Consider the following 10,838-nt stretch of genomic DNA (forward strand, 5'->3'; position numbering starts at 1 on the left):
CCCTCCGGGCCGGGACGGCACACCCTCCGAGCGGAGCGGGCCGGTGACAGTGACCACGGGTGACGGCAAGCGGGTCCGGCTGGTCGCCGCGGCGCTGGACCTGGAAGCCCTCGGGCTGCGGCTTCCGCTGATCGACTCGCTACTGCCCTCCTCCTACGGCCTGGGCGTCGGCGAACTGCGCATGGGGTACCTGTCGCAGAACCTGGACGACGCCAGAAGGCAGCGCCTGGCCGCGCTCCTCCCGACGGGTCCGCAGGTTCCCGAGGGCGTGCAGACCGGCCCCTACCTGGAGCTGGACGCACTGTTCGGCGGTGTCCGGCACCCGTTCGGCCTCGGCACCGGCGCCCCTCCCGCACCGTCGCTCACCGCCACCACGGCGGACGGCGCTGCCGCGGGAGCCGGGGCGGCCGCCACCGCGTGGTGGGCGGCGAACCGTACGTTCGGCCCCGTGCAGCTGGTACGCATCGGGGCGGGCTACGCCGAGGGTCGGGTGCACCTGCTGGTGGACGCCTCCGTCAGCGCCGGCGGTGTGGAGTTGGCGACCCGGGGACTGGGCGTCGAGCTGCCGCTCAAGACCCCCCGGACACCGGTCTTCCACCTCGACGGGCTGGGGCTGGGTCTCGACCGGCCCCCGATCACGGTCGCGGGGGAGTTCGTCCGCTACAAGCAGGAGCCGGATTCCAAGTACGCCCTGGCCCTCGGCGGGGAGGCGGTGGTGGGCACCCCCGCCGTGAGCGTCACCGCCCTCGGCTTCTACGCCCAGCCCAAGGACTCGGCGGATCCGTCGCTGTTCGTCTTCGGGGTCCTGGACCTCAAGGAGAAGGCCATCGGACCCCCGATGTTCCGGGTCCAGGCACTGGCCGCCGGCTTCGGCTACCACTCCGTGGTGCGCACGCCGACGATCACGGAGGTCTCCTCCTTCCCGTTCGTGACGATGCTCGACGGGCAGCAGTCCCCGAACGACCCGCTGGGCGCACTCGACAAGCTCCTCGGAACCGGCGGCGCCGAGGCCTGGGTGACCCCGTCCCGGAACGGCATCTGGCTGGCCGCCGGTCTGCGCGCGCAGGTCTACGAGCAGGTCGACGTCTCCGCGGTGGCCGTGGCGCAGTTCGGCGACGACTTCGTCGTCGGCCTGTACGGCCGGGCCCAGGCCGCGTTCCCCAAAGGGAGCACCACCCCATGGGCGCAGCTCGCGGTGGACCTGCGGGCCGAATACCGGCGCAGCACCGACACACTGGCGATCGACGCGGTCGTCGCGGACGGCTCGTTCATCCTCGATCCCGCCTGCAACCTGCGTGGCGCCCTGGCCGTACGCCTGTGGTTCGGCGACAGTGCCCACCCCGGTGACTTCATCGCCACGGTGGGGGGCTACCACCCGCGGTTCCGCGCCCCGGGCCACTACCCGCGGGTGCGTCGGCTCGGCTTCGACTGGAGTGTCGGGAGCGGCGTCCACGTCACGGGCAACTGCTACGCGGCCCTGGCCCCACATGCCTTCATGGCCGGTCTGAACGCGTCGCTGAGCGGCGACTGGGGCCCGGCCTCGGTGCACGCGAGCGTGTACGCGGACGCGCTGATCGAGTGGGATCCGCTCTACTTCGACGTCGACTGGGGCGGCAGCATCCGTGCGGAGGCCGGCCCGTTCTCCCTGGAACTGTCCGCGGACGGCAGGGTGTGGGGTCCGCCCGTCGGGGGCCGGGCCCGTTTCAAGATCGGCTGGTGGACGGTCCACGTCGACTTCGGCTCGGACTCCGGTGGCGCGACGGTCCTGAGCGCCGACGCGTTCCGCCGGCAGATGCTGCCGGCCGGGGACGGCAAGGTGGTGCACCTGGCGGCCCTGCGGGGCCTGTTGCCCTCCGCCTCCGGCAAGGGCGGGCACGCAGCCGAGGTGTGGACGGCGGCGCGCGGCGGATTCCGCTTCGGTGTCCGGACCGCGGTCCCGGCGGCCTCGGTCACGGTCAACGGCACGGAGGTGGGGCCCCAGCCGTCGAAGGCCCTGCACATCCGTCCCATGGCGGACGACGGTGCGACACCGCCCGCCTACAACTCCTGTCTGGTGGTGGGCCTCACCGTCGGTGGGAAGCAGGTAGCGGTCAACACGGCCGGTGACGACGAGTCGTGGCAGGCGGCCGCCACGAGCGTGGGTGTGCCGGCCGCGCTGTGGGGCGCCGGGGCACAGAGCCGGTCCGAACCCGGTCTGATCGACGGCTACGCGACCGGCGTCGAGGTCTTCTCGCCCACGAGGGTCCACACCGAGCCGACCGTTCTCCCCGAGCAGGCGTTCACGGTGAAGCGGTTCGCGGTGGACCTTCCGTCGCCGCAGGACCCGAGCAGCTTCCCGCCGCAGGACCGGAAATCCGGCGATCCCTCACCCCTGAAGGTCGTCGCCGACGACATCACCTCCCCGGCGTCCGCCCGGCGGCGAACCGGTCTGCTGGCCGGGCTCGCCCACCGCGCGACCCCGATCCCGGGGTTCAGCTGCCCTCCCGACGCCGGCCTGCAGGCGTTCGCCCGGAACTGCGCGGACTACCTGGACGCCGAACCCCAGCTGGTGGAAGGAACGAAGCGCACGTGACCGACCGGAAGGCCGGCGTCGGCCTGTACACCAGCTGGCGGCCGGCCCTGCGGGGAGCCGAGTACACCGTCTCCGCGACCCACACCGTCACCCGGGCGGGTGAGAACTCGCCGCTGTGGACGTTCAGGTCACCGGATCAGACGCTCGTCACCGGCACGCCCCGGTTCTCGGTGTCCGGCGCGGACGTCTGCGGCTGCTTCCCCCCGCCCGGGGGGTCGGGCGAGTACGGATACCTGCTCCCGTTCGTCTCCTTCGGCGACCCCTACCTGCCGTGGGAGCACGAGCTGCTGCCGGGCGGCCACACCGACCCGACGTGGGCGGAGTGGCCGTGGATGGCACTGCTGGTCATCGCCGAGGACGAACTGGACGCCGGGGACGTCCACACCGGCAAGGCCGTCGATCTCCTGAAATCGTCCTCGGACACCCGCGTGCCCGACCTGGATCTCGGCGACGGGTCCGCGCAGACCTCCTGCACGGTGATCGACCTGCCGGCCGACCTGTACCGGGACCTCCTGCCCGCACCCGAGGAGCTGCACCTGTGGGCCCACGTCCGTGAACCACGGGAGAAGAGCACCGGGCAGGACGACGGGACGCAGGACGCCGTCCACGCCCCGCCCGCCACGGCCACCCTGGTGGCGGCCCGGTTCCCCAGAACCCCCGGCCGCCACACCGCCCATGTCGTCTCGCTGGCCGGCCACGAGGGGACCCTCACCTCCCCACCTCCGGCGGGCTCGACCGTCAAGGTGCGCATGGTGTCCCTGTTCTCGTGGACCTTCACCACCCTCGACCCGGCCGAGGTGAAGGGCCGGGACGACGACCGCGCCATCACGGCGCTCAGGGAGGACCTGCAGAGGAAGGACGGCAGCCATGGGCGGCTGCGCGTCCCCGGGCCCGAGAATCCCGCCGACCCGGTCGAAGCACGCCTGTACGCCGGCTACAGCCCGGTCCGCCACCGCCTGGTGACGGGCGAGCAGACCCTCGCCTGGTACCGGGGCCCCTTCGTCCCCGGACCGACCGAGCCCGCACCGGAGCACACCCCGTACGCGTGCGCGGACGAGGCGCTGATCTACGTCAAGGGCGACGGTGTGTTCGACGTCAGTCTCGCCGCCGCCTTCAACCTGGGCGCCCAGCTGGTGATGTGCCGCAACGACCTCTTCGACACCATGCTCACCTGGCGCCACACGGCCGGCGCCCTCGCCCGCGCCGCCGCCCTGGCCACCCACCCCCAGTCGGTCGCCCGCCCCCTCAATCCCCTCGGCACCCGATCCGGTGGTCCGGTGCCCCCGCCACGGGCCGAGGGGATCAGCCGGCTGACGGCCCCGCAGCGCCTGCGGACGGCCTTCGATGCCGCCATGGTCGACGGCCTGGGCGTCCGTCTGACCGACCGGCTCCACGCCACGCCCGTAGCTGGAACGGGTGCCCGCCCCGAACCCACGGGCGGGAGTACGGCGTCCGTGCCGAAGCACCTGGCGACGCTGCTGGCCGATCCCGGGTGGCGCGAGCCCCTGCGCCAGGCCCTGTCCGCCGACCTGGCCGCGGCGGCCTCCGCCCACCCCGGTGCCGCCGGTGGTGGACCGGCAGGGTCGCAGACCTGGCAGTGGGACCCGGCGGCCATGCTGGCCCTCGTACCGACCTGGTACCTGCTGCCGCTGCCCGACGCGGTCCTGCCGCCGGACAGCGCCCGGTTCTTCCACATCGACGGCCACTGGCTGAACGCCTTCGCCGACGGCATGCTCTCCGTCGGCGCCCACACCCACGCCGACACCCAGCTCACCGACCTCCTCAAAAAGGTGGTGTTCAGCTCCGGGGACGGCCCCGGGATCCCCGGCTGCGGGCTGCTGCTGCGCTCACCCCTGGTCCGTTCCTGGCCCCCGGCGCCCGCCCCGCACAGCACCGCTCCCCCGACCTCCGCCACGCCGACGGGACCGGGGCCGGGAAAGCAGCTCGGCCTCACCGTCGAGGGCGCAGCCCTCACCTCCTGGCGACTGCTGAGCGCCGAGACCCTGCTCCTGCTGTTCGACCGCACCCCCACCGTCGTCCACCTGCGTCAGCCCGCCCACGTCCTGGAGCTCGGCCTCGACAGTGCCGAGGGCGGACTCACCCTCCGGAACGCGGACGGCGGCGTCCCGGCGAACCCGACCACGCTCAAGGTGTTCGGGACCGACAAGTACGTCCGGCCGTCGACCTCGACGCGACGCCGGGGACAGGTCCTGGAGCCCGGCCCGCTCCTGGACGACATCTGCGCCCACCTGGGCACCGGCACGGCCCGCAACTCCGAAACCCTCGCCTTCCAACTCCTGCACGTTCCGGTCCAGTTGGACATCACCCCCGGAGAGGCCCGCTGAGATGACCGAGCCCGCGCCCCTGATCGTCCCGATCGACGTCGACGCCCTCCTGGTCAACAGCTCCAACGTCGACGACGTGCACAGCCGCACCCCCGACTTCCATGCGCTGGCCGAGCACGGGCCGGCCGACCCGGGAAACACGCATCCGGCGGAACCGGGCGTCTACGTGCAGTGGCAGCTGCCCATCGCGCTGCGCACCGGTCACATCGATCCCACCGGCCCCGGCGGGATGCGCTTCCCGCTCATCCCGAACCGATGGCTCGTCATCCGCCACAGCTTCACCAGCCACCCCGACGGCTCCACCACCCCGCCGCCCGACGTCCGCTCCTGGCTCCTGCGCGGCGACGAGCCCGCCGTCGACGACTCGGCCGCCGTCCTGCCCGGCCGCCCCGAGGACGGCGGCTTCCCCCGCAACGCCCGCTACGGCCGCGCACACCCGCTCGGCACCGGCACGCCCCTCCCCGAGGAGCCCGCCACCAAGCCCTTCCTGACCGTCGACAGCACCGGCCTGCCCGCGTTCGCCCAGTACGGGCCCTACAACCGGAACATCCTGTCCTTCCACGACACCCAGGCCGACCTGGAGGCCGTCCCGAACAGGGCGAACGGACACGAGATCACCGTCAGCTACCTGGTCGTCGGCTGGTACTCCGACCGGTCGGCGGACCCCCTGGGGGCCACCACCGAGAAGGACCTCCCGGCCCGGCTCGCGTCACTCCACTGGACCCTCCCGAAGGACGCGCCCGTCCAGGCCCCCGCCGGCACCCTCTACGTCGGCAGGGTCCTGGGGCTGCCCTGGACCGCCGACCTCGACCCTGCCCGCCTGCCGGTCCCGGACGGTGGACCGGTCGACCTGGAGGGCCGGCCCCCGCTGCCCACGGTGACGCTCGCCGTCGGGCACTCCACCGTCGAGGCGGCCACCGCGCTCTTCGCCCAGGACGACCTGCTCACCCCCGACGACGCGGCCCTGTTCGAGGCCTTCTGCTACGACCTGCTCGACGCCTCCAACCGTCCCCACCTGCCGGAACACGCCACCGAGCCGGCGCTCGACCACGCCCTGGACTACGCGCGCCACACCCGGGAGTTCCGCGCCCTCCCGGGCGGCCACCGCTGGCACCTCACCGCCGTCGAACCCGCCGCCGGGCTCCCCGCCGCGCCCGTCCCCCTCAACGACAAGGAGCAGCAGACCCTCGACGACCTCAACCGGGCCCAGGCCCGCCTGGACGGGCTGGTCCGTCGGCGCAAGGACCTCGTCACCCGCCTGAAAGGCCTGTGGTGGATCACCAGCCCCTACGACCGCTTCGCCCCGAACCCACCGCAGCAGGGCGTCAACGACTCCCTGAGGAGCCTGGCCGCCCGGATCGCCGACCTCGACCGCGGGATCAAGGACTGCGTCGCCGCCCTGCCCGCCGACACCACTCCCCGCGGTCTCACCGACTGGGGCGGCAAGCACGGCATCGACACCGCGCACCACCGCCTCCAGCCGACCCCTTTGCCCGCGTTCCACGCACCCGCCAATCCCGTGGTGACCGTCTCCCACCTCCAGGACCGCCGCCGCACCCGGGAACACGACGGCTTCCTCGGCGGCCCGCTCCCCGTACGCCCGGCCACCGCACTGCCCCCGGCCACCGGACCCGCCTTCCCCCTGCCGGACACCTCCCCGACGTCGTTCGACGCCGTCCGTCCCCAACTACCGCGCCTCGCCGCCGAGTTCTCCGCTCAACTCGCCGTAGTCGCCGAAGCCGTCCGGACGAAGGGCGGCCAGGCCCGCGACACCGACCTCACGGGCGTCACGCCGGACCTCCCCTACGTCCGCTGGTGGCACCAGCCCTGGCTCCCCGTCATCCTGGAGTGGGAGGCCGACCTCTACCCGGCCGAGGCCACCGACTGGGCCTTCGCCCCCGGCACACCCGCCCTCAGCCGCTACACCCACGTCAGCCGCACCCCCCGCACCGACGCCCGTGCCACGGCGGTCCGCCGCACGGTCTCCGGCCACACCTACATCCAGCCCCTGCTCGAAGCCCACGCCCGCTACCGCCTCCAGCACGCCGCAGCCGTCAGCCCCGACCAGCGCGCCAGGGACGCCCACCAGGGCCTCTTCGACAGGATCACCGCCAACAAGTGGGACGTGCAGTCCTTCACCCTCGCCGGCGTCAACGAGACCCTCGCCTGCCGCCGCCCCGACATCGGGCTGCGCACCCGCAGCGCCGACGCCCCCGGTGACACCGACGACCTCACCTACGCGCCGCCCACCTCCGACTACGTCACCCCGCCCCAGAACGTCCTGGCCGCCCGCACCGGCCACCTCCCCCGTACCGCCGACACCCCCATCCTGGCCGGCCGGCAGGACAAAGCCGCTCTCGGCGACAGGACGTTCCCGCACCAGCGGGCCGCCCAGCTGTGCCTGACCTCCCTCACCATCACCGACAGCTTCGGACGCACCATCAGCCCGCTCGTCAAGGACCAGGGGCACATCACGGTGCGCGCCCCCTCCCTCACCGTCACCGACGCCACCCGCAGCTACGCCATCGACGGCCAGCCCGCCTCCGACCTCGTCGACCTGCCTCCCCGCCTCCACCAGAGCGCTCGGCTGCGCTTCGACCTCCTCGACGCGACGACCCGCGTCCCCCTGGTCGAGCTGGACACCCCCGACTCCGGCGACCCCGTCCACGGCTGGATCCTCGCCACCCGCTCCGGCCGCCGCCAATCGCTGCTGTGCTACGAACCCGACGGCCGGCCCCTGTTCGACCTGCACTGCATCGACGCGGGCGCCGCCCGCTGCCGCCCCCTGCCGGGCTCCCGCTACACCGGCCCCCACGACACCCCCGCCGACACCCCGTGGAACGCCGCCGCCCCGCTCAGGGACTTCGCCGCCGACCACCCCGCACTCGCGGCCTTCCTCAAGCCCCTCGTGCCCGCCCCCGGCAGCGGCGGCAACGGTGCGCTCGCCGCGCTCCTGGACTCCGTCCAACAGGGCCTCGACACCATCACCCCGCCCGCCCCGCGCACCGCCGACCGCGGCAACCTCGCCTTCGCCCTCGGCCGCCCCTGCGCGCTCATGACCGCACGCCTGCGCCTGGAGCTCGACGGCCCGCCACTGCCCGCCGCCACCCCGGAAGCCCTCGGCAACCCGAAGCCGACCGTTGCGCCGGCCACCCGCCGGCCCGTCCTGCTCGGCGACCCGCACCTCGTCGGCGACGGTCTGCTGGGCTACTTCACCCACCCCACGGCCACCGGCCCCGCCGACCACTCCCGCTTCCACACCCACCACCCGGCCGACCCCGCCGGCTTCACCCTGCCCCCCAGTGCCGAGGACATCACCCTGGTCGCCCAGGACATCACGCGCGCCACCGACACCGATCACCCCGAGGCGCCCGAGGACACCCTCGTCACCCTGCTCGCCTGCCCCCACAACAGTGTCCAGGCCGTCACCGACATCGTGCCCGCCGTCAGCCTCACCCTTCCCCCCGCCCACACCGACCGGGCCCTCGCCCGGATCCGCACCGCCTTCCCGCTCGGCCCCGTCCTCGCCCCCGTCCCCTCCGGGCAACGCACCGACCTGATCATGCCCCAGCCCGACCACGGCACCTGGAGCTGGGCCGAACCCACCGCCCCCACCGCCTGGACCACCCACGGCGTCACCTCGCCCCGCCCCACCGACCAGGCCCCGGGGCACGTCCCCGAGGCGCACACCGGCTACCTCCTCCCCGGCCCGGGCGACCCCGTGGCCGGCGACCACGGGGGCCGGTGAGCAGGTGGCCGAACCGAGGCCAAGGGGTGGTGTCCGTGCTGGGACACCACCGGCCCGGCCGTCCTCAGACCTTCCGCGCCGGGCCGGGTGCCGCGCACTCGTCGACGAAGGCGAGGCAGGCGGCAAGGTGCTGGCGGTAGACGTCCGGGGTGTGGTGGTGCTCCTTACGGGGCGGGCCCTCGATCCACCGCTGCCAGAGGCCGTCCGGGGCAACGAACGGAGCCGCCCGGTCGGTGCCGAGCACGCCGTCCAGGTGCAGCAGTGCGCCGATGGCGGCCGGCTGGTCGTAGTAGAGGTCGGGGCGGCGCAGGTAGTGGTCGAGGTAGGAGACCAGGAGCTCCGCGTCCGCGGCGGTGCCGAAGGTGGCGAGGGTGACGCAGTACGCCGAGCCCGCGTAGGGCCCGCCGCTGGCGAGCAGGAGTTCGCCGAGGCGCTCGCGGAACTCGGTGCGGCGGGCGACGGCGATCAGCCAGGCCGTGGTCTTGCGCTCGCGCCATCCGCTGTCGAGCAGCACTCCCAGCTCACGGGGTGTGATCTCCGCGGCGGCCTCGCCGAGTTCCCGGGTCACCCTGGCGCGTTCGGGGCCGGTCCCGCGCAGGTAGTTGCCGCCGAGCCTGAGGTAGCGGCGGTCGGGCTTGACGTAGCGGTCGACGAGGCGTTGCCACTCGGGGTTCTGGAGGTACTCCACGAGCCGCATCCTGCCGCGTACAGTCCGGTCCGACCATCGCATTTCCGCCGCCGAATCTCTCGGACGCCGCGGATCGCCCCCGGCGATGGTGTACATCAGCGGAAGAGTGGATGAAGCCGTGCCTCAGGGACGGCGGACCGGCCGCGTTAGCCGCGAACATGACAGATATGGATCGTCTTCTGCGCTGTGCGATCGCTCTGATGTTGGCCGCGGTCTCGGCCGGACTGATGACCCCGCAGGCCCGGGCCGGGACCGACGGGGGCTGGGTGCCGCTCGCGCCCGGGGTGGCGTACCGGGAGCTGACGGTCCGTACCCCGCACGGTGAGGCGCGGGTGTACGCCGTCCGCGCCGACCTCCGGCAGCCGGGGGTGCGGGCGGACCTGCTGTTCCCCGGCGCGGTGGCCGACCGGGCGCCGCTGACCCGGCTGGCCGGGGCGCGCGGGGCGGTGGCGGCGGTGAACGGGGACTTCTTCGACATCTCGGAGGAGCAGCACCCGGGGATCGAGGCCACCGGGGCGCCCTCCGGTCCGGCCGTGTTCCGGGGGCGGCCGCTGAAGGCGGCGGTCCCCGAGGCCCAGCGGTTCGGCTGGCGGCCGCCGCCGGGGGACGACGACCGGGACGTGCTGGGGGTCGGCGTGGACGGGGTGGCCCGTACCGACCGCCTGGAGCTGCACGGCCATGTGTGGACCCCGTACGGAAGTTGGCCGCTCGGGGGGCTGAACCAGTACGCCCTGCCGGTCGGATCGATCGGCGTGTTCACCTCCGACTGGGGCGCACGCTCCCGGGCGCGCGCCGTCTGCGGGAGCGACGAGTCGCGCGCGGACCCATGCACCACGGACACCTGGGAGGTGACGGTCCGCCACGACCGGGTGGTGTCGGTCTCCCCGACCCCGGGCAGCGGCCCGATCCCCGAGGACAGCACCGTGCTGCTCGGCCGCGAGGCCGGCGCCCGCGCACTGGCCGACCTTCCGCTCGGCACCCCCGTCGCCGTGGACTACCACCTCGCCGCGACCCGACCGGTGCCCCTGGTCTTCGCCCTGGGCGCCTACCCCGTGCTGCGCGGCGGCCACCCGTTGCCGCAGCTGGACACCGTCGACGTCGAGCCGCGCAGCGCGGTCGGGCTGTCGCACGGCGGGCGGGTGCTGACCCTGCTCGCCACCGACGGGCGCGAGGGCACCTCCACCGGCCTGACGGTCAGCGAACTCGCCCGGGTGGTGGGCGACCTCGGCTGCCCGGACGGCGTCTACTTCGACGGCGGCGCCTCCTCCACCCTGGTCGCCCGTGACCCGGCCACCGGCGACCTCACCGTGCGCAACCACCTCGACCACGGCCAGGAGCGGCGGATCCCCAACGGGATCGGCATCTTCGCCGGACCGGGCCCTACCTCCGACTGAGAAAGTGTTGGGTAAGTGATCAACTCCGTGGCGTGATGCATGCCGGTGATCTTCGCGGTCTGGGGACCCGCGAAGATCACCGGCATGTGTG

Annotated in this window: 5 protein-coding genes; 4 read left to right on the forward strand and 1 reads right to left on the reverse strand. The window is 73.8% G+C overall.

Going from position 1 to position 10,838, the window contains the following annotated elements:
* The first annotated feature begins 43 nt into the window (after nucleotides 1–43).
* The 3 genes from ABTZ03_RS28575 to ABTZ03_RS28585 are packed head-to-tail and all read left to right on the forward strand — an operon-like array spanning nucleotide 44 to nucleotide 8,665.
* Entirely contained in the window at nucleotides 44–2,572 is a 2,529-nt protein-coding gene (locus ABTZ03_RS28575) for a DUF6603 domain-containing protein (RefSeq protein ID WP_350515973.1), read from the forward strand.
* Nucleotides 2,569–4,917 (forward strand): hypothetical protein, encoded by a 2,349-nt coding sequence (locus ABTZ03_RS28580; protein ID WP_350515974.1) that lies wholly within the window; start codon nucleotides 2,569–2,571, stop codon nucleotides 4,915–4,917. The genes ABTZ03_RS28575 and ABTZ03_RS28580 overlap by 4 nt, the downstream gene beginning before the upstream one ends.
* Before the next feature lies 1 nt (nucleotide 4,918).
* Nucleotides 4,919–8,665, forward strand: a complete 3,747-nt coding sequence (locus ABTZ03_RS28585) for a hypothetical protein (protein ID WP_350515975.1) — start codon at nucleotides 4,919–4,921, stop codon at nucleotides 8,663–8,665.
* Nucleotides 8,666–8,729: 64 nt separating this feature from the next.
* On the opposite strand, the gene ABTZ03_RS28590 is transcribed toward ABTZ03_RS28585, so the two are convergent.
* On the reverse strand, nucleotides 8,730–9,353 hold the full coding sequence (locus ABTZ03_RS28590) for a DUF6000 family protein (RefSeq protein ID WP_502894612.1): 624 nt from the start codon (nucleotides 9,351–9,353) through the stop codon (nucleotides 8,730–8,732).
* Nucleotides 9,354–9,520: 167 nt separating this feature from the next.
* Between ABTZ03_RS28590 and ABTZ03_RS28595 the strand changes: the two genes are divergently transcribed.
* Nucleotides 9,521–10,747, forward strand: coding sequence for a phosphodiester glycosidase family protein (locus ABTZ03_RS28595; RefSeq protein ID WP_350515977.1), 1,227 nt, complete (start codon nucleotides 9,521–9,523; stop codon nucleotides 10,745–10,747).
* The last annotated feature ends 91 nt before the right edge of the window (nucleotides 10,748–10,838 follow it).

Origin of the sequence: Kitasatospora sp. NPDC096077 (assembly GCF_040303245.1) — a bacterium.
Classification (GTDB): domain Bacteria; phylum Actinomycetota; class Actinomycetes; order Streptomycetales; family Streptomycetaceae; genus Kitasatospora.